Raw genomic sequence first — 24,382 nt, 5'->3', positions numbered from 1 at the left:
CTGAACATGAACCTGATGAAATCTCTCATTCCTGCCGCGGCGATCGTCGCGCTGCCGCAGATGGGCCTGGCGCAAGAGGCCACCGGCGAGACTGCGCAGCATACGCAATACATCCTGACTTCGCTGTTGTTTCTGGTCGGCGGTTTTCTGGTATTCTGGATGGCCGCGGGCTTTGCCATGCTCGAAGCCGGCCTGGTGCGTTCCAAGAACGTTGCCATGCAGCTGATCAAGAACATGGGCCTGTTTTCCTTTGCAGCCATCATGTACTGGCTGGTGGGCTTCAACCTGATGTATCCGGGCGACGGCTGGACGATCACCGGCATTCTGGGCGCGTTCTCGCCAACCTCACTGGAACCGGTTGGTCTGGCAGGTGTCGAAACCGACCTGTCCTATGCGTCCGTCGGATCGGACTTCTTCTTCCAGCTGATGTTCTGCGCCACCACCGCGTCCATTGTATCGGGCACCATGGCCGAGCGCGTCAAACTGTGGCCCTTTTTCTTTTTCGTGATCGTCCTGACAGGCATCATCTACCCGATCGAAGCGTCCTGGCAGTGGGGTGGCGGCTGGTTGTCCGAGATGGGCTTCAGCGACTTCGCCGGCTCGACCCTGGTTCACGCCGCAGGTGGCTTCGCAGCTCTGGCCGGTGCCATCGTACTGGGCCCGCGCATCGGTAAATACAACAAGGAAGGCAAAGTTGTGCCTATCCCCGGCTCGAACCTGGCGCTGGCAACCCTGGGGACGTTCATCCTGTGGCTGGGTTGGTTCGGCTTCAACGGCGGCTCGCAGCTGGCCATGGGCACGATCGGTGACATGGCCGACATCAGCCGTATCTTCGCCAACACCAACATGGCCGCCGCCGCCGGTGCCGTCGCCGCCCTGATCCTGACACAGGTGATGTATGGCAAGGTCGACCTCACCATGGTTCTGAACGGCGCGCTGGCCGGGCTGGTCTCGATCACCGCCGAACCGCTGGCACCGTCGCTGTTCCAGGCGCTGATCATCGGCGGCATCGGCGGCGTGATCGTGGTCTACACCGTGCCGCTGCTGGACAAGATGAAGATTGATGACGTGGTCGGCGCCATCCCGGTTCACCTGATCGCGGGCTTCTGGGGCACCTTCATCGTGGCATGGACCAACGGTGATGCGTCCTTCGTGACCCAGATCATCGGCTTCGCGGCCATCGGCATCTTCGTCTTCGTGGTCAGCTTCATCCTGTTCTCGATCCTCAAGGCCACCGTCGGCCTGCGGGTGGGCGAGGAAGAAGAGATCAACGGGCTCGACATGGGCGAACTGGGCATGGAAGCCTATCCCGAGTTCTCGAAAGGCTGATCCCACTTCCACCCAAACAAAAAAACCCGGGCATTCGTGCCCGGGTTTCTTGTTTGGTAATGCCTGAAAATCAGACGCCGACGTCGACAATCGCCTGCGCAAGGATCGGAACGGTGTTGGCGTTCAGACCGGCGATGTTGAGGCGGCTGTCGCCAACCATGTAGATACCGTGTTCAACGCGCAGTTTCTCGACCAGTTCCGGGGCCGCACCCAAACGCGAGAACATGCCGCGGTGCTGGGCGATGAAACCGAAGCGGTCCGAACCGCTCAGACGCTGGAGTTCGTCGGCCAGTTGGCGACGCAGGCCCAGCATTGACAGGCGCACCTCTTCCAGTTCGGCCATCCAGTCGACGCGCAGGGATTCGTCCATCAGGATCGTGGTCACAGCACGCGCGCCGTGGTCGGGCGGGAAGGAATAATTCTGGCGGTTCAGGAATGCCAATGTACCCTGGTTCAAAGCGGTCTGCCCGGCATCAGCGCTGATGGCCATCAGCAAACCGGTGCGTTCGCGATACACGCCGAAATTCTTCGAGCATGACGCCGCTATCAGGCATTCCTTGACCGAAGACGCGACCAGACGTGTTGCTTGCGCATCCTCTTCCAGACCGTCGCCGAAGCCTTGATAGGCGATGTCGATCATCGCAACCAGTCCAAGTGCGTTGATCAGGTTCACGACCTCCTGCCATTGAACCATGTTGAGGTTGGCGCCGGTCGGGTTGTGACAGCAACCGTGCAGCAGAACCACGTCACCCGCTTTGGCGGTCTTCAGGTCTTCGATCATGCCGTCGAAATCGACGCCACGTGTGTCGCCATCGAAATAGCGGTATGGAACCGTCTCGATCCCCAGGTAGTTCAGGATCGACAAGTGGTTCGGCCATGTCGGGTTCGACACGAAGACGCGGGCCGACGGGTTGGCCATACGGATCATCTCGAACGCCTGACGGCAGGCGCCGGTGCCGCCCGGCGTCGCCACGGCGGCGATATTGCCGCGCTCAACCGACGTGCCGAGGATCAACCCGATCATCGCATCCGCATAGGCCGGGTCGCCGGCCAGCCCGGTATAGGCTTTGGTTTCCTGCTCTTCCCAGATGCACTGCTCGGCCGCTTTGACGGCGCGCATGACCGGGGTGATGCCTTCCGCGTTTTTGTAGACGCCGACGCCCAGGTCGATCTTCTGATCGCGCGGGTCTTCGCGGTACATCTGCATCAGCGCCAGGATCTTGTCGGCAGGCTGCGGTTTCAGGTTCTCGAACATCAGGTCTCTCCGGTTGCGACGGGCAGGGTCGGGAAGGCGCCCCATTCAGCCCATGAGCCGTCATAAAGCGAGTGGTCTTTCTTGCCCATGCGTTCAAGCGCAAGGCTGAGGATCGCGGCGGTCACGCCAGACCCGCACGAGGTGATCGCCGGTTTCGACAGATCGACGCCCGCGGCCTCGAATATGGCGCGGCACTCTTCCGGCGACTTCATGGTACCATTGGCGTTCAGCAACTGGCCAAAGGGGACATTGCGTGAACCCGGAATATGCCCCGAGCGCAGCCCCTCGCGCGGCTCGGCCTCGGCCCCGGAAAACCGGCTGGCAGAGCGGGCGTCGATGATCTCATGATCACCCAGCTTGGCGGCGGCGGAAACCTGCGTGACGTCCCGGACAAGCTGATTTTGCACCCGGACGGTCATATGACGATCACGGATGACCGGCGGCAGGTCTTCAACCTCGCGCCCTTCCGCCTGCCATTTGGGGAAACCACCATCCAGAACCGCGATGTTTTCCTGCCCCATCAGACGGAACAGCCACCAGACGCGCGCAGCCGACATCAGCCCAGCGCCATCGTAAACCACGACTTGATGACCGTCACCCACACCCATAGCGCGCAGGCGCGACATGAATTTCTCGACCGGAGGCGCCATATGCGGCAAGTCGGAACGGTGATCTGATATCTCGTCTATGTCAAAGAACCGCGCCCCGGGGATGTGGCCTGCGTCATATTCCGCCCGTGCATCACGATTTTGCGCGGGCAAGTACCACGACCCGTCCAGAATCCGCAGATCCGGATCCTTCATATGCGCGGCCAGCCATTCGGTGGATACGAGGGTTTTTGGATCGTCCTGCATCAAAGCCTCCCCTAAGCGCGCTTGATTTTTCCCTATACCCGGCGGCATAGGGGTTCAAGGCTGGATAGCGCTCACTTGGCGCTGCGCAGGCGGAAATGTTGGATAATCCCAATGAGGCTGATCAGAATCCAGAACCCTTCGATCAACATTGACGCGAGATTGAAATTCTGGAGCAGGGAATAGACGATCAGCACCGAGCCCAGCAGGTTGATCACCGGAAAGGCCAGATCATCCGAGTTCATCATACGCATCTGTGTTGCGAAATACGCGGCGACCACGATCAAGGCCCCGAAAGAGCCGATGGCGTCGACGATGGTCAGGCTGTCGAAAAATGCGGTCATGAATGGGCCTTGCCGTTCTCTACAAATTCGGTGTGTTGGGCGTAATGATGCATGTTCAGAAAGGCCGCCCCCGTTGGACCGGCGCGATACCCGTGCGGAAGATCGGCCGCGAAACGCAACCCCTGCCCGGCCTGTAGGGAAACCCACTCGTCTCCGCGCAGGATCTCAAGCGTGCCGTTCAGAACAAAGACCTCCTCGGTCACGCCTGTCGCGTGGGCGGGCGACTCGTGGCTTTGGTTCGGCTTGAGGTTGACGTGGAACGTCTCGGCCCCCAGAGCGGGATCGAATGGAAAGACGATCTTGACCTCGATCGTGCCGGGGAAAGTTACGGTCTGAAAAACCGAAGGATCCCCGTTCATCGTATCGATCAGCGCGCTGAGCGGCAGTTGAAACCCCTTGGCAATTTTCCACAGCGTTGCGATGGTCGGGCTGGATTCGCCGCGCTCAATCTGCCCCAGCATGGCTTTGCTCACGCCCGTCATCTTGGCCACTTTCGACAGGCTCAGGCCCGATGCCGCACGCACGTCTCGCAGTTTCAGCGTTATATCGTCAGAGTCCATCTCATCGTCCCGCGAATCCTCTTGTGCGTTATAGCGCACATGTGGTACGTGCGCTATAACGTACGAGCCCCAAGACATGCAACCCGAGGCAACAGGGAAACAGCATCATGCCATTGTACCGATCCAGAACCTCAACCCACGGCCGCAACATGGCTGGCGCACGCGGCCTTTGGCGCGCCACCGGCATGGGAGACGATGATTTTGGCAAACCGATCATTGCCATCGTCAACTCGTTCACCCAGTTCGTGCCCGGTCACGTCCACCTAAAGGACCTGGGTCAGATGGTTGCGCGCGAGGTCGAGGCCGCCGGTGGCGTTGCAAAAGAATTCAACACGATCGCGGTGGATGACGGCATCGCAATGGGCCATGACGGGATGCTGTATTCGCTGCCCTCGCGCGAAGTCATTGCGGATTCGGTCGAATACATGGTCAACGCGCATTGTGCCGACGCCATGGTCTGCATTTCGAATTGCGACAAGATCACCCCCGGCATGCTGATGGCCGCGATGCGCCTGAACATCCCTGCCATATTTGTCTCGGGCGGGCCGATGGAGGCCGGCAAGATCGATATCGCAGATCTGGATGCCAAGAAGATCGACCTCGTCGACGCCATGGTCGCCGCGGCGGACGACAAATTCACCGACGAACAGGTTCAACATATCGAAGAGAATGCCTGCCCGACCTGCGGGTCCTGTTCTGGCATGTTCACTGCGAACTCGATGAACTGTCTGGCCGAAGCGCTGGGTCTTGCCCTGCCGGGCAACGGCTCGACACTGGCGACACATGCCGACCGCAAAGAGCTGTTCCTTGAAGCAGGCCGCCGGATCGTCGAGATCACCAAGCGCCATTACGATCTGGATGAAAAAGGTTTTCTCCCACGCGAGATTGCCACCTTCGAAGCATTCGAAAACGCCATGAGCCTCGACATCGCCATGGGCGGATCCACCAATACGGTGCTTCATCTGCTGGCCATTGCGCATGAGGGTGGCGTCGATTTCACCATGTCCGACATGGACCGCCTGAGCCGCCGCGTTCCCTGCCTGTGCAAAGTCGCGCCCAACACCGAAAATGTGCACATGGAAGACGTCCACCGCGCCGGAGGTATCTTCTCGATCCTCGGAGAGCTCAGCCGCGCAGGCCTGCTGCACGAGGAATGCAACACGGTACATTCGGCCACAATGGGCGAAGCGATCGCCAACTGGGACATCAAGATCGCCAACAATCCAAAGGCGCAGGAGCTGTTCAAGGCCGCCCCCGGCGGTGTGCGCACCACACAGGCGTTCAGCCAGTCGAACCGGTACAAGGAACTGGACACCGACCGCGAAGGCGGCGTGATCCGTTCGAAAGAACACGCGTTCAGCCAGGATGGTGGTCTGGCCGTTCTGTTCGGCAATATCGCCCGCGACGGCTGTATCGTGAAAACTGCTGGCGTGGACGCCAATATCCTGAAATTCACCGGCGCGGCCTACGTGTGCGAAAGTCAGGATCAGGCGGTCAACGACATTCTTACGGGCAAGGTGAAAGAAGGCGATGTGGTCGTCATCCGCTATGAAGGTCCGCGTGGCGGCCCGGGGATGCAGGAAATGCTGTATCCGACGTCATATCTGAAGTCCAAGGGCCTGGGCAAAGCCTGCGCGTTGCTGACCGATGGTCGCTTCTCGGGCGGCACCTCAGGCCTGTCGATCGGCCACGTCTCACCCGAAGCGGCCGAAGGCGGTGAAATCGGCCTGGTGCAGAATGGCGACACGATCGAGATCGACATCCCCAACCGCACCATTCATCTGGCTGTGTCAGACGAAGAACTGGCCGCCCGCCGCGAAGAACAGGACGCACAGGGATGGGAGCCCGCCGCGCCGCGCAAGCGCAAGGTGTCAACCGCGCTCAAGGCCTATGCCAAGCTGACGACCAGCGCAGCAAAAGGGGCTGTGCGCCAAATCTGAACACCTGCGCAACCGGCTTGCCGAGGCGGTGCGCCGGGTCATCAACCGCCCTCAAGAGCTCCCGCGCCCAAATCGCACCATCAGCTTCGCTGATGCCACGTTTGGCCTTGGGCCCGGCGCCGCGCAACGCGCGGCGCCGGGCCCAACCGGAGGAGATGTTTCGCAAGAAAAAACGACGACGGGCGGGAGCACCCCACCGTCAGTCGCCCAGTTTGGCATGGATTTCGTCCAGATCGATTTCGCCGATCGGCATCTTGTTGGCTGGGTTTTCGAAGTCGTATTTGAACAGCTCGAAATCCTGCTTGTAGATCTCGTAGACCAGATGCATTGACAGATCGTCAAAGTAGTCCTCGACCGGATGCGCACGTTTTGGCCCGTGCCCTTCGGATTCATTGAACCGTGGAATCTCGGACAAATTGACCGGGTGCTTCAGCTCGACATTGTCCAGAACATCCTGCATCCCGTCATTGAACGCTTCTGTCCAGAATATCCGGTCATAGTGACCGCCATTCACGATGAAAGTGGACACGTGGCCTGACATCGCAGACCAGTGAATGTCCGGGTCCATCGGGCGCCGCCACCGGATGGTGTCACGTGCAAACAGCAGAAACCGGCGGAAGCTGGCGATCTGGTCGAACTCGCCCTTACCGTCATCTCCGCCTACTTCGATCCCGTAGTTATAGATCAGCGTCGGCACCAGATTGCCGCGGTATCTCTTGCCGTTGCGCTGAATGCCACAGATCTTGTCAAAGAATGAGCTGAGGATGCGGGTGTAGGGATTGCGCACGCAAGTGAACGAATAGGACGCGTGATTGCGCACATTGTTCGAGATCAGCTCCTGGCTCTGATCAAATGCCCATTTGTGCATGCCGTCCTTGGCATCATGGATATCACCGTCGAAGAACTGACCATGATCCGAGAAATACATGATCTGACCAATGGTCGAGCAGGCACATTTGGGCACCACGCGGTACACCATGCTTTCGCTCTCGGTCATCCAGGTACCGGGAAACCCCATCTGCTGCGCCTCCTCCGCTGGCCAGGTCTCGATGCGATACGCCAGCTTTTGGTTACAAAGAACCAAAATTATTCTGTTTATTCAATCGTTCATCCTCAGTATCACGGTTCAAATCAGGCAGAAACGGATATTGCGTAATCTCAATGGCAAAAGTCGCCTATATATTGCTGTGTCACAAGGACCCTAAAGCCATCATTGCACAGGCCGAACAACTGACCGCTGTCAGCGATTGCATGGCCATCCATTTTGACGCCAGCGCCAGCGCCAAAGCCTATGAGCGCATTCGTTCCGCACTGGATCAGAACCCCAATGTGACCTTTGCAAAAAAACGCGTCAGATGCGGTTGGGGAGAATGGTCGCTGGTCCGGGCCACGCTGAACGCCCTGGAAGCCGCCGTGGAAAATTTCCCGCGCGCCACACATTTCTACATGCTGTCTGGTGACTGCATGGCGATTAAAACCGCTGAATACACGCACCGTTACCTCGACGATAACGACAAGGATTTCATCGAAAGTCACGATTTCTTTGAAAGCAACTGGATCAAGACCGGCATGAAGGAAGACCGGCTGATCTATCGCCACTACTTCAACGAACGTACGCAGTCCAAGCTGTTTTATGCCGCCTATGAATTGCAAAAGCGCCTCGGTCTGACGCGGGACATCCCCCAGGACATTCAGATGATGATTGGCAGCCAATGGTGGTGCCTGCGTCGTAGAACCGTCGAAATGATTCTGGATTTCCTGCGTCAGCGCCGGGATGTGATCCGTTTTTTTTCGACCACGTGGATCCCTGATGAAACCTTCTTTCAGACGCTGGTGCGTCACCTGATCCCAAAAAACGAGATTGAAAACCGAACGCCGACATTCCTGATGTTCTCGGACTATGGAATGCCGGTCACGTTCTACAATGACCATTATGACATGTTGCTGGGCCAGGATTATCTGTTCGCCCGCAAGATCAGCGCCGAGGCGCATGAGTTGAAGGCCCGGCTCGGCTCGCTCTATGCCAGTGAGGGTGTCGATTTCCCGATCTCGAACGAGGGGCGCAATCTGTACGCGTTTCTCACCGGCCGCGGACGCATCGGCCGCCGGTTCGGACAACGCTTCTGGGAAGCCGGGAGCGTACTCGGCCCGGAACGGGAACTGTTCGTGATCGTCTGCAAGAAATGGCATGTCGCCAAACGTCTTGTGGATCAGATCGCATCTGAAACGGATATTCCTTGCGTAGAATACCTGTTCAACGAAGAAAAAACGTTGCTGCCGGACCTGGGCGGGATCGAATCCACACTGACTAAGCGCTCTCGTCACCGGCGCGCCGTTCTGCGCCTGTTGTTCGACAGTTTCGGGTCGGATCAGCTGGTGCTGTGCCTTGACCCGGCCTATCTTGACGCGCTCGAGGATTTCTGCGGCGACCAAGCCAAAACCCACGTGCTTGAGATAGAATGCGAATACTCGGACGATTATCTGATCGGCCACGCGCGTCGCGTCGGGCTGGCCGGAGACAACAGCCCAACGGAAACCGTTGCTTCCTTGCTGCCGACCCTTCGCAACGATCTGGGTTATGAATCCGAACGGATCCGCGCCGCCCGGCTGGACAATTACCTGCGCCTACGGGAAACAGCCACGCGCGCCGACAATGAAGCGGTTATTGCCAAGTTTCTTGGGGTTGGTGAAGACAAAGCCCAAGCCATTATGCAGTTGGATTACCTTTTCCTCGACTGATCCCCAAAGCCCTTCACAGATTGTCTGCCCGAAGGCTGGCACCCGTGACCCGCGCAATCCAAATCGCGGATGGCAGGTGTTCCGCCACGCAAGGCAGCAGCCGCTGCAACTGCACTCGTGATTTTTATTCAAATATCGGATACTGTGCAGCCAATTGGGCCATTTTGTTCATACTTTTTCCATCAGCAACACGGCCCTTGCCAGGAACAAACACGGAAAACAGGCAGGTCTTTTATTCTGAATGACCGGTGTCCGAGCTTCGAAGAACCAGAGGCACTGGCTGACCGAAGATTGAAGTATTGCAACGCAACTCCGGGGGGACACAGTTGTGACCATAGATCAAATTTCCAAATCCAGACCTTACACCCCAAGCGACGCAGACTGGAAGATGATATATGATGTTCTTCCGGGCAAGGCTCAGATCGCCGACCCAGCCGTCATCAACCCACAATTCGAATGTATCGAGGTGACCGGAAACGCGGTTCTGCCAGCGAACGGCATGTATATCGTGCTGCGTGGCGTGGTTCAGTTGCGCCAGAACGGGAAACCATTGGCCAGCGCGGATGTCGGTGATTACTTCTATGAAGAACACCTTCAGATCTCGGATATCCCTGTCAGCCTTGAAGCGCTTGCGCTGGATGGAACCCGGCTTGCGTATCTGTCCAGCCAAAACTGGCTTCAGATACCAGAGAGCGTCCGGCAACCCTGTTTTGCAACGATGTTTGGTGATCTGGTCAGCGTTCAGTTGCAGAATTTTCAGCAGCCGATCAATTGTTGCAGCGTCACGGCGGCCGCTCTCAGCATGTCGGCGCTGGGGTTCAGCTGCGAAGTGAATGACATCTTCCGCGAATGCGCATTGCCCTCGTCCTTTGTCGTGAACGACGGAATCTCGCTGGGCGAGCTTTTCGACGTCGCCTGCACCTACATTCACACGCAGGGGCTGCGCGAGAGGGTTCAGGTTCAGGCCTATTTCATGGACGCAGACACAACCAGTGTGCCGCTGCTGCTTGAGGCGATCGACGAATCCAACCGGCTGGGCGGCGACAACGACATTCTGGTCGCGAATTTCCAGGTCGGTCTGGCCCATGGCAAAGAGAACATGCCCGGCGGCCATTTTGCCGTCATCGCCAAGTGCAATCCAAGCACGGGGCTGGTGCATATGATGGATGTGCACCCTGAGAAATACGGCAAGCTTTGGGTGACAACCGTCGAACGGTTGTGGCAAGCCATGTCGGATCGTGACGGAACCTCGATGCGGTCCCGCGGCCTTTTGCGGTTTTCGGCACGGGCCGCCGTCAAGACGCACCTGAAGACCTTCAAGCAGCGGTGCAATTACGTCGACAGCACACGTTATCTGGCGAAAGATCCCAAGAAACGCCGCAACCTGTTCCGCCGGGCGACGCCCAACATGAACTCGATCGGCGTTTTGGTGGAAAGCCTCGCAATTCACGGCGACTACAGGGTGGACGAGGACGAGTTGCTGCGGGCGGCCCAGGTGTCGTTCACGGATACTGTCCGCCGGGTCGCCACCGCCAAAGATATGCACGACATGGTCGAAAAGTATATCAGACAATCCGAGAACCTGCATCTGAGCAGTTCGTTCCACAGCTTTGAGACCCGCGATGACAAATCGATCCAAACCCCCGAAGACTGGTTCAAGGCGCAGTTGAAAAGCCTGACCCCCGACAGCAACCGCCACCTGATGATCAACATCGACTTCAATCGCGTCACCGGGATCGAGGCGATCCGCCCGCCGGACAACGTGTTCCGGGAAACTGCGTTGCTCGAAGAGTTCTGGTGCCTGTGCATAGACTATGACGACGATGAAGACGTTGTGACCATAGTCGATATGAGCCCGGCAACCTCGCAGGTCTGGCAAGCGCCGCGCAGCAACATCTTCCGTGGTCTGCGGGATCTCGAAGACCCTGCATTGCTGGTGATCGAAGAGGTCGAACCGCCCGAAAACCCAAGCGATGTTGCCAGCATTATCAAGCACAATACGATGGTTCTGTTCTACGAGGACGAGGACCCGTGGTCCTATATGCTGCGCAGCATTCTTTCGAATATCGGGGCAACAACCGTCAAGCAGATCGACGTGGGCGGGCGCGATCCCAATATGATCAGGATGCGGCGGCAACTGGTGACGCTGGGCGAAAGACCGGACGTGCCGTATTTGTTTTTCAAAGGGAAATGCATCAGCAAAAGTGAAAAGCTGGAAGACATCGTAGACATGATCCAGGCCGGTGAATTGCAGGCCAGGATGCGCAAGGAAGGGCTGCCGGTATCCGAACTGAATGAAACCCCAAGCCTTGAGAAGAACCCGTTCGGCTACCCCAAGGGGGTGATGAATCAAGTGAACGCCGGAAAGCGAAACGTATTGCTCTGCGCCTGCGGGTCGTCGGCGGCGGACAAGATCCCCGAGCTTGTCGAACGCATTGTCGACGCAGGGCATAACGTGAAACTGATCCCGTCAGTTTCGGCCGAGAAATTCTTTCGGGATTTCGGCGCCGAACGGATCGACGCCAAAATCACCCACAATGACTATTACCGCGACGATGACGAGTGGAATTTCCGTTATTTGAATTTCGACATGCCGGTGCGCGCCTCGCATCTGGCACTGTGTGACTGGGCAGATTGCGTCATCGTGGCCCCCATCACCTGCAACACGATGGGCAAGGTTGCCAATGGCATCGCCGACAATCTTTTGACCTCGGTCTTCGTGGCCTGGCAATACCAGAAGAAACCCGTGATCCTCTGCCCCGCGTGCAATACGAATATGTGGAACAATATCACCACGCAGAACAACGTCGACAAGCTCAAGACGCTTGGGGTCGATTTCGTCGGACCGCGCGAAGGTCGCCTGTCGAACGGCCGGATGGGCATCGGCATGATGGCAACGCCGGACCAGATCATGGAAGCTTTGGCGGATGCGTTCGAGGAATTGGACGACCAGAAGTATCGCGTCTGCAAATGGGCGCGCGAGGCCGCCGCCGCCGATGACATCAACGAATGGAAGCGCGTGTTCCGTGCCATCGACGAAGGGGTCGTGGGCGTCAACATCGTGGACGAGGCCCATGGAGATTCACTGTTGCACTATGCAGCTGGCGGTGAAGGCGAACTGGGCGAAAGCGGCCATGATCTGGGCAAGCCGGATTATGAGGCCGCCCAGGACCTGATCGACAGGGATATCGACGTCAACATTGTCAACGATCACGGGTTCACCGCCTTGCATGTGGCGGTGATGAACAAGGCACCGAAGATGGTGGAAATCCTGCTGCGGGCTGAAGACATGGATGCGACCCCGTGCATCGAATTCGTTCAGGGCATGCAGATCGAACCGGAAATCCGTTCCATGCTGGACGCCTGGGCGCAAGATCACAACCTGAAGATGGCAGACCCCGAACAGGGGCGTGACGAAAGCTTCGTGGCGGTGAACGAACCCTCTTACCTGTATTTCACCTATGGATCACTGAAGCAGGGGTTCCCCAATCATGACGCACACAGCGCGGTCCTGAATGAATTCGTGGGAACGGCGCGCACCCGGCAACCAATGCCCCTGATCATCCCGAAGGAACCATTCTGCGACAATCCCAACTGTGGGTATCTGCATCGCATGGCAACCCTTGTGGATCAGCAGGGGATGGGCAAGCAAGTGGGTGGAGAGGTCTACCGTGTCACCGAATCCGGCCTCGGCGAACTGGACAGGCTGGAAGGGTATCACGGCCCCGGCTCACCCGAGAATGTCTATGTGCGCAAGAAAATCAACGTCGTCGTCGAAGGGGCGATGAAACCCGCATATGCCTATGTGATCGCGGATCCGGAAAAATACCTGAAAAGCTGGCGCGAGGGTACGTCCGAAGTGGTGAGCGACTACACGCTGGATATGGCGCAGGGCGAACCCAAACCCGGGTTTGAACCCGTGGCCTAACACTCCCGCGTGCTGATCGGTGGCGGTTCCGCGCTGTCCTTGATGCTGAGGTTATAGGCCGTGATCGCCACCATGCACAGCAGCACGAAGGGCCAGAAACCGGCCTTTGGAATCAAGTTGTCCCGATAATGGATGATCCGCAGCGACGGTACCGCCTCTGACGCGAAAAGGTACGTGTTGATCGAAACTGCCAACAGCATGAAATACATAAGGAAAAAGAACGACTCCATATAGATCACGGGCGATCCGGCGAATCCTTCGCGCAGTTGCACATGGGCCAGCAGGATCACGAAGAACAGAACCGAACAGGTGCCGATCACGCTGGACGTGCTGAAGTCATGCCGCTCTACCAGGCCCTCGCGGCGCGTGACGGTCATGACCGCACCGAACAGCAGCATCACCACGACCAGCAACGGGATCATGTGAACGATGAACGCGTTTGCAAAATTGCGTTTGATGACGAAGTTGTAATGCAACTCGGGCGTGTTGGTCTGGTAAGCGTTCTGCCGGATGCCCAGCGTCGTATCCAGTTTCGACAGCTTGTAGTCGAAATAGGTGTTCTCTCGCTCCCACGTGCCCATCACGATCCGGTTGTCGATCCCGAAAATGTCATCCGGTCCGGTCGCCGGATAAGCCTCGAAGTCAGGAACCAGTGCGATATTGACCTCGAAAGAAGCGGGCGAGAACCGCACCCAAACCGTTTTATGATCGAAGGGATAGCTGGTGTAGTCGAAGCTCTGGCGCAGGGTTTGTTCAAAATACCAACCAATCAAGACGCCGTCGGGTTGTGACAAGCGGTATGCCTCTTCAACAAGGCCGCTTGCCGTATCGACCGCTTCGGGCAGAAGAAATCCAACCTCACCTTCGGCGGGAAGGATCGCATCATGTTCCTTTTCCTTGTAGTGCTGCCAGATATAGCCGGTAAGCCGCACGTCACTGGCGCCCAGAAAGCTGAACGACTTTATGAAAATCCCCGTTCTCAAACGATAGTCCGGCGCCACGTCCATTCTGCACAGATAGGCATCTACCGAAGCCTGATCGGGCAGCTGCGTCAGGTCTTCCTCGAAATGGTTCAGTTCGATCCAAAGCTTGAGCAACAAGGCGGCCAACCCAAAGGTCAGCAGGCCAGAGATAAGCCAAACCTTTTTTTCGACGCTCATTCAGCCTCCTGCCTTGCCGCCTAACCGGTCAGAAAATCCGCGCGGCCCAGCAAGGATTGGGTAATGCCCATCGCGGCAAAATGCTCGGTCATACCGGCAAAACCGCTATGCTCTGACGGTGGAATATTCTGCCTTCCGCTCTCGGCCAACAACCGTGTTTGACGAATGGACAAGTCAACCATCGGCAACGGCTCGTTCCTGGTGAACGCGGCAAGGCCTTCCGCATATTCAAGTGCGGCATCCCAATCACCACGCGCCAGCATGACGGCGCTGGCATCGGGGAAAAAGTGCAGATGGCTGTGGCCGACACATCCCTCGGCGATGATCTCGGAACCCAGTTTCAAAAGGCGCGTTTGCTCATCCGGGTCCGTTTCGGCCATCGCCAGGGCTGAAAGGGCCTTGGGTCCAACAAAGTTGCGGCCATGTTCAAGCGCAATTTCGACCGCTCTCAGACCGGTTTCACGTGCGCGCCCGACCTGACCAGCATAAACCTGCGTTCTGGCCAGATGTTCCAACGCCTGCGCTTCAAGGCGTTTTGCGCCCACGCGCTCTGCGATTTCGGCGGAAACGCCAAAGGCTTCCAGCGCACGGTCGAGGCTGCCCAGAAAGGTCTCGGCCACACCAAGGCATGTTTGCGCGACACATTCCGGAACGAAGGCGAAATAGGTCTGCGAGATTTCAATCGCCTCATTGGCATCTGCTCGGCCCTGCCCGACATCCCCAGTATAGCTGCGCGCCACGCTGAGATTGTGCAGATTGGCCGCAAGGTCCCGAACCAGCCCTTTTTCGCGCGCCCTTTCAGCGGCTTGGGTATAGAACCCCGCCGCCGTCTTCATCGAGGCTTTCATGAAATTGGCGTCGCCAAATCCACTCAGCGCCCCAACCTCAAGGCGCGGGGATTCCAGCTTGCGGGCAAGCGAGAGCGCCCGCTCGTTGGCCTTCAGCGCTTCTTTGTTCCGGCCCAGCGGGAAATAGACGTTGCCGCGCACGTAGCTTATCTGGGCCTCATCTTCCTCGGACCCGCAGCGCTGTGCTGCTGCCTCGGCCGTGTCGAGCGCTTCCAGCGCGTCCTGATACAGGCTTGCTTGCCGCGCCGCCTGCGCAAGCCCGATATGGGCCCGGGCGATTTGCTCGTCTGTTTCAGCCAAACGGGCGGCGTCTTTGAACTCGTCCAAAGCTTCGTTTGACAACCCCTGCAACCGATGGGTTTCGCCCCGCGCGCACAGCAGGTCAAATCGGACACCCGCCGGGGACGGCAATTCCAAAGCACGCTCGATCAGCGGGCTGGCGTCATCGAACCGGAAGGCCTGAATCAATTTGTCGGCTGCTTCCAGATAGGCTTGTGCCGCGTTATTGGCCCCGGCCCGGTCCAGATGTTGGGCGCGCAAGGTTGCATCCTTGTCTTCGAACCACTGAGCCGCCTGCCGGTGCAGACGGGCACGTTCGGATTTGACCAATGTTGCATAGGACCCGTCCCGGATCAGCGCGTGGGTAAACATGAAATCGGGCCCTGCCTCTCGGATCAACGCCGAGCGGATCAGGTTGCTTGTGTCCAGATGCCCTTCGCCCAGAATGAAATTAAGAACTTCGGGCGAGAACCGTTGACCCAGAACCGATGCGGCCTGAATGGCGGTTCGGCTGGTGCGATCCAGTGCGTCCAATCGCGACTGAACGATACCCTGAATACTACCCGGCACAGTTTCCTGTTTGAGCACATCCGTGTTTCGCAACAGCTGTTCCAGAAACAACGGATTTCCACCAGCCCGTTGGACGCAGGTTTCCAGCAAGTCGCGATCGATGGCCCGGAACTCTTCGACCAGTTGCCTGACGTGCTCTTCTCCCATCGGTGCCAGTTCCAGTTTTGACACCAGCGCGCCATCCGTGGCCATCTGCCAGTCTCTGTCGATCGGATCGCCCTCGGCCCGGCTGGTCATCATCAACACACAGGGCGTGTTCCGCGTCACCGCGGCGATATGAGAACACGCCGCCAGGATGTCGGGCGTTGCCCAGTGGATGTCTTCAATCTGAATGAGCAGGGGCGATTCCCGACTGCTGGCGGAAAGCAGCTCCTCCAGCACCTGACGCCGCCCCCGCAGACGGGTCTTGTTGTCCATCACCGCATAGACCTCGGCCAGGCCCGGATCCTGCTCGAGTTCAAGCAAAGCATTGAGATGCGCAGCGTTGGAAGGGCTGACCCAGCCTTTGGCAATGGCCTCTTTAGCAACGGCCGCCCCGGTTTCCGTCCCGTCCGACGCTTCAAGCCCCAGAATGCTGCGTGCAACGGTCTGAATGGCTGAATGACCTTCGCGCGCGCCGAAATCCATCACAACGCCGTTGTGGATCGTGTACGACAGGCTTGTCGCCAGTTCCGCCACTTGCTCGGACAGATGGGTTTTTCCAATTCCGGGTTCGCCCAGAACGATATGCACTTCACCTTTTCCATGGCGTTGGCATCGGTCGAATGTGGCCGAGAAAATCGACATCTCGCGCTCGCGCCCGATGAATTTGTGCCGTCTGGTCCGAATGTTCCTGGCCAGCCGGTCCAGACGCCAGACCTCAACCGGCTCGTTCAACCCCTTGATCGCCTTGACCCCGATGGATTCGCCAACGAACAACGGGCCCAGCGCGCGTTGAATGTCATGTGAGACCAGAGTCTCGCCGCCCCCTGAGATATCTGTCAGCCGAGACGCCAGATTCACCCCATCCCCTGTCACTGTATATTCCGTGTGCGACTGGCTGCCTGTCGTACTGGCGATGACCTGACCCGAAGAGATACCGATATGGCAGGACAGTGGCGGTGATAACGTCGGAAGAACCGCATGAATTTCAGCTGCGGCCCGTGCTGCCCTTTCCGTGTCATTGGTATGTGAGATCGGCGCTCCGAAAACGGCCATGACCGCATCACCGATATGCTTGTCGATGCGTCCGCCGTATTTTTCGACCACATTGTCCACTTTGCTGAAGAACTGGTTGAGCAGCGCGTGCAGATCCTCGGCATCCAGCTTGCTGGACATTTTCGTGAACCCGGTCAGGTCCGCAAACATCACCGTGACCTGCCGCCGCGCAGGTTCGTGCGGCGCTGCGGGTTCAGGCTCCGTGGCGATCTGCGAGGAATCAAGTTGCTCGATGGCACGCAAAAGCCGCCGACGATCGCCGACAGCGGTCACACCGATTTCGATCAGATCCTCGGCCGTCAAATCAGGCAGAATGGAAAAGTCGATCTTGTTATCAATGAAGGCCTGCGCGTACTCGTTTAATCCATTTGCGCTCAACCAGCCCCTCAGGTCTTGAGACATATCGCCCCTCTGAAGTCCCCCACTTCAAACGAGAACCTAGCATGGCAGCGGGCGTGAGTCTGCAAAAACCAAATTAATTTGTGATTTTGAGCAGGGTTAATCCCCTTTTGATGCATTCACAGGCTTGAATTTCCAAATCCACTCGAAAGGACAAATGAACGGCAGGCCTCCGAGATTTCTCGGAATCGCGACCTTTCCCGAACGTATAGAAACACCTCGCGCCTGTCCGGCAAATCTGAAATCGGACGAAAGGCGACTGCGTCCGGGATGAATTGCGCGACGGTCTGCGGCAGGACCGTGATCCACTGGCCTGCCCTGACAGTCGTGATCAGGGAATGCGTGTTGTGGATGGTAACCTCGGCCCTGTCCAGAACTTCACGGAAAGGCGCGGACTCGATAAAGTCACACAGGGCGTTTCGCACGAAAGGCTGAGCCACCAGATCGGAAATGGCTGGCGGTTCGGCCCGTGTCATCAGCGGATGATCGGACGCTGCAACCAAGCCGAAGCGGTCCTGAAACAGCGGCTCTGCACTGACCCCATTCAGCGGAAAGTGGCCTGACGCTATCCCGATATCAGACGTGTCGCCGGCAACCGCATCCAGAACCTGCTGCGAATCTCCGTCGCGCAGCTCGATCTTCAGGCCGGGAAAGCGAGACGTCATATGATCCAGCAGGGCAGGAAAGACCAACGCCCCCACGGACGGCACGGATACGATACGGATCAACCCGTGCTCGGCCTGTGCCGCCAGTTCAATATTCTGAACGGCCTGATCGAAATCCCGCACCTGTTTGAGCGCAAGCTCGAGAACTTGCTGACCCAGCGGTGAAAGGTGGTTTTTCCGTTCGCCTTCAAACAGTTTCTTGCCAAGATGCTCTTCGAATTGTTTCAACATCATTGAGACCGCGGATTGCGTGCGGCCCAAACGGCTGGCTGCCTCGGCAAGGTTTCCGGTTTGGGCCACAGTGCAAAAGCACCGCAGCATTTCTATTTTCACGGCCATGCTTCAATCTTTCTGAAGTTTTCTAAAGTTATTTGAGTTTGACTGATATCGCCAGCAAGTTCCATTCTTTCGCAAACTGAAATTTGCGAATTTGGGGCCCGACGTGACCAAACTAAATCTGATTGCCGGCGAATGGCTGGCTGGTGAAAGCGAAATCGAAAACCGCAACCCATCGGATCTGACCGATCTGGTCGGCATGTTCGCGCAGGCCAGTGCTGATCAGCTTGAGACAACGCTGGATCAGGCACGGGCAGCCCAGGTGGAATGGGCGGCTTATGGGCTGGAGCGCAAGCAGGCCGTGCTGAACGCCATCGGCAACGAACTGATGGCCCGCGCCGAGGAGCTCGGTACTCTGCTCAGCCGTGAAGAAGGAAAACCGCTGGCCGAGGGCAAGGGCGAGGTCTACCGCGCCGGTCAGTTCTTCACCTACTATGCGGCCGAATGCCTGCGACAGATCGGTGAGAATGCCGATTCCGTGCGCCCGGACATCGAAATTGACGTGCGCTGCGAAGCTGTCGGCGTGGTTGCCATCATCAGCCCGTGGAACTTCCCCACCGCGACGGCTTCGTGGAAGATCGCTCCGGCGCTTTGCTATGGCAACGCGGTTGTTTGGAAACCTGCCAACATCACCCCTGCCTCGGCCGTGGCCCTGACCGAAATCATCGCGCGGCAAGACATCCCCAAGGGTCTGTTCAGCCTGGTGATGGGCTCGGGCCGTTCCATCGGTCAACGCCTTGTGGAAAGCCCCAAGGTCAATGCGATTTCCTTCACCGGATCGGTGCCCGTGGGCAAAGGTATCGCCGCCGCAGCGATCCAGAACCTGACCAAGGTGCAGATGGAAATGGGGTCCAAGAACGCGCTGGCCGTCATGGATGATGCCGATCTGGATCTGGCGGTGACGCTGGCGCTGGGCGGGGCATTCGGCGGCACCGGTCAGAAGTGCACGGCTTCGTCGCGTCTGGTCGTTCACGCCGGCATCCATGATGCCTTCGTCGAAAAGCTTGTGGCCGGCGCACAGGCGATGAAAGTCGGTCACGCGCTGGAGGACGGGGTTCAGATGGGTCCGGTCGTCAGCCAGCAGCAGTTGAATGAAAACCTTGCCTATGTCGACTTGGGCAAATCCGAAGGCGCCGAGCTGGCCTGTGGCGGTCAGCGCCTGGAGATGCCCCATGACGGTTTCTACATGTCGCCGGGCGTGTTCCTGAACACCACCAACGACATGCGCATCAACCGCGAAGAAATGTTCGCACCGCTGACCAGCGTCATCAAGGTCGGCAGCTATGACGAGGCGTTGAGCGTTGTGAACGACACCAATTTCGGCCTGACCTCGGGCATCGTGACCAAATCGCTGGCCCGCGCCACCCATTTCCGCCGCAACGCGCGCACCGGGGTGGTGACGGTGAACCTGCCCACCGCGGGTACCGATTACCACGTGCCTTTCGGTGGCCGCGGCGACAGCTCGTACGGACCCCGAGAACAGGGAAAGGCGGCGGCTGAATTCTACACGACCGTCAAAACCGCCTATATCAGCGCAGGCCCCGTCTGATGCGGATTGATGGCCTGCAATATGCCAACTGGTCGGAAAAGATCTTCCGCCAGTTGCGCGAAGGGGGCGTGGACGCGATCCACGTCACCATCGCATATCATGAAAATTTCCGCGAAACGGTACTGAATTTCGAGAAATGGAACCGCTGGTTCGAGCAGTACCCGGATCTGATCATGAAAGGCCGGTGGGCCAGCGATATCGACACGGCCCGTAATACGGATCGAACTGCCGTGTTTTTCGGGTTTCAGAACCCGTCGCCCATCGAAGACGATATAGGGCTGGTCGAAATCCTGCACGATCTGGGCGCGCGGTTCATGCAACTGACCTACAACAACCAATCCCTGCTGGCGACCGGTTGCTACGAGGCCGAAGACACCGGCATCACCCGCATGGGCAAGCAGGTCATCAAAGAGATGAACCGCGTGGGCCTTGTGGTCGACATGAGCCATTCGGCGGACCGTTCCACTATCGAGGCGGCTGAAATCTCGGACCGGCCCATTGCGATTACCCATGCCAATCCGCACGAATGGTCCCCGGCCCTGCGCAACAAGCGCGATGACATCATCCGCGCGGTAACGGAAAAAGGTGGGATGCTGGGCTTTTCGGTCTACCCTCACCACCTGAAAGACAAGTCCGATTGCACGCTGGAGAGCTTCTGCGAAATGATCGCCCGCACTGCCGACAAATACGGGGCCGAACATCTGGGGATCGGCACCGACCTGTGTCAGGATCAGCCCGACAGCGTCGTGGAATGGATGCGTGTGGGGCGTTGGACAAAAGAGATCGACTATGGCGAAGGCTCGGCCTCGGCTCCGGGATTCCCACCGATGCCGGGTTGGTTTCAGGACAACCGAGACTTTGGCAACATCGAAAAAGGGTTACGCGCGACCGGCCTGAATGATGACGAAGTGGCCGGGATCATGGGCGGGAACTGGTATCGGTTCTTTGCCGAGAACTTCGTCCCACAAAGGTAACCAAATGGAACCACACGCGCAGACAGAGATCGCCAGACGTGACCCATCCACGGTCATGCGGCTGTCACGTTTGGGATCGTTGCACCAATGTCGGCTCAGCTTTATGCGGCAGCTGACGCGTCGCATGGCCGAAGAAAACTGGAGCTTTTCGCGCCCCGCGTTCGAAATTGACAACAAGGGTGTGGGCCATGCGGTCTATACCGCGCAAGGCCCCGATCGGGCCTATTCGCTGGTCGCCTTTGCCCATGACCTGCCACCCGATCAACGATCGGACCGGGTGATTGCCGAGGCCTGGGATGCCACCTTCTCCTTGTTCGACGGCATTCCAACGGCAGAGGATATCGACCGTCTGTCGCAGAATGTTCCGTTGCAAGAAGCCGGACGCGTCAGCGAAGCCGAACTGTCTCTGTCGCGGGCGAACCGTTCCGTGCGGCTTTGGGCTCATGTGGTGGATCAGCTTGCCGCGGGGCGGCAACCCGACCTCGAACAGATCTACAAGGTCGGCTATCTGATGCGGACCACGGCCGTTTATGGTTCGGGCAAGTTTGGCGCGGCGGACCGCGAAAAGACAGCCGGCCGGGCCGAAGTCAGCGGTCCGTTCCAGATCGAGATGCTGTCGGTCTATCTGACCCGCGCCTTTGTGCGCGATCTGGTGCAGCACTTGGCGCGGGTCAAAGGCCAAGACCAGACCGCAGAGCTTGATCCGGACATCGCGCGTTGGCTGGGCATCGGGAATTCGACCGGCCTGGGTATGGCGCCGTTCATCGTCAATCACCCGGTACTGTTCAACAACTGGATCATGGTGCGCGAGGAGGCGATCTCGCGCGTTCGGTCCATTGATGCGGCTTCGGAAGATGAAGCACGTGTCTTTTGCGATGTCTTTGCACGCTGCAAACAGTCAATCGCCTGGTGGCGATCTGAACACCCGGTGCAGATGGAAAAGCTGGCGGCGCTGAAATCGGATCTGCAAGAAATCGAGAAGTACCTGGCCAAGGATGACCTGACACAGGATCACCCCTGGAACCGTCTGATCCTTTGGTCCGAAACCGCGCTGACCGAAGAAGGTCAGGAACTGCTGGCCTCTTTGATCCTTGAACCTTACGGCGCGCTTGTTGACGGGCTTGCGAGCTGCATGGCAGACACCGACGCGACTGCACAGGTGATTGATGGGGCAATGCCGGTATCAGCAGTGCGTGCGTTGATCCGGAACAGCTTTGACTGGGCTTTGAACCTTGATTGGGCCGCCGCCGAAAACTGCGCGCGGGCCTGGTACGTATCCGAAGAAAAGCTGGAACCCCGGCTGGGCGAGCGGTTCGAAGAGCCGATCTCGGATTATGAACAACCTCTTGCACCGGCGCGGGATGCAACCCTGGCTTTCGAAGCGTTGCAGAACTGGCCTGATGACGCTCCGATAGCAGAGTTTCTGTTGCGCCATCCGGAACACCGCCACAGCGTGCGCCGCGCGCAAATCAGCCGTATCGCACCCTACGGTGAAATTCGAGACAACACGATCAGCGCGCGGGTGATGCCCATTGATATGCTGCGCGCCAAACTGTCCTTCTTTGGGGCGACGCATTTCGACCCGCGTTCGGATCGGTGGGTGCGTATCTGCATGTATGCGGGCGCGCCCTACCCGGAAGAGCTGAACTCCGCGAACGCCGATCTTTGGGTTTATCCGGGGGTTGTGCAATGACCTTCTCGTTGAACGAAGTGGAAGCCACCGCCAAACGCTCAACCCGTGGGGCTGGATATGCCTGGGGTTTGGCGGAGGAAGCCGCGAAAGCAACCCGATGGCTGTGCGTCCAGGGGTTTGACGGACCTGCGATCCTGGCACAGTTGCTTGAGCAGGAATTTGCGCCCCACCTGGAACATCACATCCCAGAGGCCCGGGACGGCATGTGGACCGGCGCCCGGGATCTGTGTCCCCTTATGACCGGATCGGCATTATCAGATTTCCCGGACGCCCTGTCGCAAGGCAAAGTTCTGATTTCCAATGTTGCCGCACCTCTTCTGTTGCTGCCCTTTGTCGCCACCATGGCGAAACAGCGGAGATCGACTGTGGAAATCACATTGGACGGGGTTTCCGCGACCACTGATGGTGTTCACCTCAGCTGTGAAGATTTCGGAATGGAGAGGGCAAACCGCGTCGGGATAACCGAAACCGGCCACATAAAAGCCACCCGTTCCTTGCACAGCCGCGCTGACCCGGATCCGGGGGCGTGGCAATTCCTCAACACTGTGGCGCATCGCACCTATGCCCCCGCAACTGAAGAATCCCGACTGCTTGGCGCTGGTTCAGGCTTGTCAGACAACGATTGAAGGATCACCCGATGACCGAAACCAGAACCCTCTCGCTTGCCGAAATCGAAGAGCTGTCATTCAATGCGCTGGTGGCCGCCGGCACAAGCGACGAAAACGCGCGTCCTTTGGCTGTTGCCACAGCCGCGACCGAAGCGGACGGCGTGGCCAGCCATGGGCTGGCGTATATCCCGATCTATTGCGAGCATGTTCAATGCGGCAAGGTCGACGGTCAGGCAAAACCGGCCCTTGAAACCCCGCGTCCGGGGCTCATCCGGGTCGATGCCAAAACCGGGTTTGCACATTCGGCCATCGATCTGGGTTTCGAGGCGCTGATCCCTGCGGCACGGGAACAGGGCATCGCCGCATTGGCGATTACAAACAGCTACAATTGCGGTGTGCTGGGCTATCACACGTATCGGCTGGCCCAGGCGGGGCTGGTCGGATTGGGGTTCACCAATGCGCCAGCATCCATCGCACCTTCGGGCGGATCGAAACCTGTCGTCGGGACCAATCCGTTCTCGATCGCTGCACCGGGAACGGATGGTCAACCCGCACTGCTGATAGATCAGAGCGCCAGCACCATCGCCAAAAGCGAAGTGATGAAGCATGCAAGGGAAGGCAAGGCCATTCCCGTCGGATGGGCGCTGGACGCTGACGGCAACCCGACAACGGATCCTGACGTTGGACTGAAAGGCAGCATGGCCCCCTCGGGCGGCTACAAGGGCGTGGGTGTTGCTTTGCTGACCGAAGTCATGGCCGCAGCCCTTACCGGATCGACACTTGGGTTGAACGCATCGCCTTTTTCCGGAACGGCCGGTGGCCCCCCAAAGACGGGGCAGTTCTTCATTGCGATTGAACCCGTGGCATCCTCCGCAGGTTTGTTTTCAAATGCCATGGCAACTCTGGTTGAGTCCGTCAGAGCTCAGGACGGCGCGCATCTGCCCGGTGATGGCCGCCGCAAAAGCCGGCTTTCGTCAAGCAAAGCGGGAGTCGCAGTGAACTCCGCAACCCTGTCAAAGATTGAAGCAATTTTGGGCTCCGGCTAGGTCAGGACTCTTAACCAGTAGATGAGGTTTGCCGCGAGTGCGATGGCTGATAGGAAGACCTTGGGACAACGGTCATAGCGTGTCGCCACGCGCCTCCAATCCCTAAGCCTGC

General features: G+C 58.4%; 17 protein-coding genes. 9 read left to right on the top strand and 8 right to left on the bottom strand.

Annotated elements, in window-relative coordinates; all coding sequences use genetic code 11:
- Nucleotides 1–6 precede the first annotated feature (6 nt).
- Nucleotides 7–1,329 (top strand): ammonium transporter, encoded by a 1,323-nt coding sequence (locus tag GOW60_RS17220; protein WP_171230246.1) that lies wholly within the window; start codon nucleotides 7–9, stop codon nucleotides 1,327–1,329.
- Nucleotides 1,330–1,399: 70 nt separating this feature from the next.
- Here GOW60_RS17220 and GOW60_RS17215 read toward each other — a convergent pair whose 3' ends face one another.
- The 4 genes from GOW60_RS17215 to GOW60_RS17200 all read right to left on the bottom strand — a co-directional run bounded on the left by GOW60_RS17215 (nucleotide 1,400) and on the right by GOW60_RS17200 (nucleotide 4,339).
- On the bottom strand, nucleotides 1,400–2,584 hold the full coding sequence (locus GOW60_RS17215) for an amino acid aminotransferase (protein ID WP_171230245.1): 1,185 nt from the start codon (nucleotides 2,582–2,584) through the stop codon (nucleotides 1,400–1,402).
- Nucleotides 2,584–3,438, bottom strand: a complete 855-nt coding sequence (gene sseA / locus GOW60_RS17210; RefSeq protein ID WP_152459710.1) for a 3-mercaptopyruvate sulfurtransferase — start codon at nucleotides 3,436–3,438, stop codon at nucleotides 2,584–2,586. The genes GOW60_RS17215 and sseA overlap by 1 nt, the downstream gene beginning before the upstream one ends.
- Nucleotides 3,439–3,509: 71 nt before the next feature.
- Nucleotides 3,510–3,779, bottom strand: a complete 270-nt coding sequence (locus GOW60_RS17205; RefSeq protein ID WP_152459709.1) for a hypothetical protein — start codon at nucleotides 3,777–3,779, stop codon at nucleotides 3,510–3,512.
- Nucleotides 3,776–4,339 carry a helix-turn-helix domain-containing protein gene (locus tag GOW60_RS17200; RefSeq protein WP_171230244.1) on the bottom strand — a complete coding sequence of 188 codons (564 nt, stop codon included), beginning with the start codon at nucleotides 4,337–4,339 and terminating at the stop codon, nucleotides 3,776–3,778. The genes GOW60_RS17205 and GOW60_RS17200 overlap by 4 nt, the downstream gene beginning before the upstream one ends.
- Before the next feature lie 107 nt (nucleotides 4,340–4,446).
- Between GOW60_RS17200 and ilvD the strand changes: the two genes are divergently transcribed.
- Entirely contained in the window at nucleotides 4,447–6,279 is a 1,833-nt protein-coding gene (ilvD, locus tag GOW60_RS17195) for a dihydroxy-acid dehydratase (RefSeq protein WP_171230243.1), read from the top strand.
- A gap of 199 nt (nucleotides 6,280–6,478) precedes the next feature.
- Here the strand turns inward: ilvD and GOW60_RS17190 are convergent, their stop codons facing one another.
- On the bottom strand, nucleotides 6,479–7,297 hold the full coding sequence (locus GOW60_RS17190) for a sulfotransferase family protein (protein ID WP_152459706.1): 819 nt from the start codon (nucleotides 7,295–7,297) through the stop codon (nucleotides 6,479–6,481).
- 143 nt (nucleotides 7,298–7,440) lie between these two features.
- Between GOW60_RS17190 and GOW60_RS17185 the strand changes: the two genes are divergently transcribed.
- On the top strand, nucleotides 7,441–9,018 hold the full coding sequence (locus GOW60_RS17185) for a DUF5928 domain-containing protein (protein WP_171230242.1): 1,578 nt from the start codon (nucleotides 7,441–7,443) through the stop codon (nucleotides 9,016–9,018).
- 328 nt (nucleotides 9,019–9,346) lie between these two features.
- Nucleotides 9,347–12,946: a flavoprotein gene (locus GOW60_RS17180; RefSeq protein WP_171230241.1), complete on the top strand. Its 3,600-nt coding sequence runs from the start codon at nucleotides 9,347–9,349 to the stop codon at nucleotides 12,944–12,946.
- Here the strand turns inward: GOW60_RS17180 and GOW60_RS17175 are convergent.
- From GOW60_RS17175 to GOW60_RS17165, 3 genes are all read right to left on the bottom strand, one after another.
- Entirely contained in the window at nucleotides 12,943–14,106 is a 1,164-nt protein-coding gene (locus tag GOW60_RS17175; protein ID WP_171230240.1) for a hypothetical protein, read from the bottom strand. The genes GOW60_RS17180 and GOW60_RS17175 overlap by 4 nt on opposite strands.
- A gap of 20 nt (nucleotides 14,107–14,126) precedes the next feature.
- Nucleotides 14,127–17,402 carry an adenylate/guanylate cyclase domain-containing protein gene (locus GOW60_RS17170; protein ID WP_171230239.1) on the bottom strand — a complete coding sequence of 1,092 codons (3,276 nt, stop codon included), beginning with the start codon at nucleotides 17,400–17,402 and terminating at the stop codon, nucleotides 14,127–14,129.
- A 116-nt stretch (nucleotides 17,403–17,518) separates the two neighbouring features.
- The gene (locus GOW60_RS17165) at nucleotides 17,519–18,403 is read right to left on the bottom strand and encodes a LysR family transcriptional regulator (protein ID WP_171171890.1); all 885 of its coding nucleotides are present in this window, start codon (nucleotides 18,401–18,403) and stop codon (nucleotides 17,519–17,521) included.
- A 103-nt stretch (nucleotides 18,404–18,506) separates the two neighbouring features.
- Between GOW60_RS17165 and GOW60_RS17160 the strand changes: the two genes are divergently transcribed.
- Genes GOW60_RS17160 through GOW60_RS17140 form a run of 5 tightly spaced genes read left to right on the top strand, consistent with a single transcriptional unit; the run spans nucleotide 18,507 to nucleotide 24,270 of the window.
- Complete coding sequence (locus GOW60_RS17160) at nucleotides 18,507–19,949, top strand: aldehyde dehydrogenase family protein (protein ID WP_171230238.1); 1,443 nt, start codon at nucleotides 18,507–18,509, stop codon at nucleotides 19,947–19,949.
- Complete coding sequence (locus tag GOW60_RS17155; protein ID WP_171230237.1) at nucleotides 19,949–20,923, top strand: membrane dipeptidase; 975 nt, start codon at nucleotides 19,949–19,951, stop codon at nucleotides 20,921–20,923. Before GOW60_RS17160 ends, GOW60_RS17155 begins: the two co-directional genes overlap by 1 nt.
- A 4-nt stretch (nucleotides 20,924–20,927) precedes the next feature.
- Nucleotides 20,928–22,616: a hypothetical protein gene (locus GOW60_RS17150; protein ID WP_171230236.1), complete on the top strand. Its 1,689-nt coding sequence runs from the start codon at nucleotides 20,928–20,930 to the stop codon at nucleotides 22,614–22,616.
- On the top strand, nucleotides 22,613–23,242 hold the full coding sequence (locus GOW60_RS17145; protein ID WP_171230235.1) for a DUF3726 domain-containing protein: 630 nt from the start codon (nucleotides 22,613–22,615) through the stop codon (nucleotides 23,240–23,242). Before GOW60_RS17150 ends, GOW60_RS17145 begins: the two co-directional genes overlap by 4 nt.
- 11 nt (nucleotides 23,243–23,253) lie before the next feature.
- Nucleotides 23,254–24,270, top strand: a complete 1,017-nt coding sequence (locus GOW60_RS17140; protein ID WP_171230234.1) for an Ldh family oxidoreductase — start codon at nucleotides 23,254–23,256, stop codon at nucleotides 24,268–24,270.
- Nucleotides 24,271–24,382: the final 112 nt, after the last annotated feature.

The organism is Ruegeria sp. HKCCA4008 (assembly GCF_013033125.1).
Classification (GTDB): Bacteria; Pseudomonadota; Alphaproteobacteria; order Rhodobacterales; family Rhodobacteraceae; genus Ruegeria.
The sequence above is the reverse complement of the archived record's forward strand: the minus strand, read 5'-3'. Positions and strand labels throughout refer to the sequence as shown.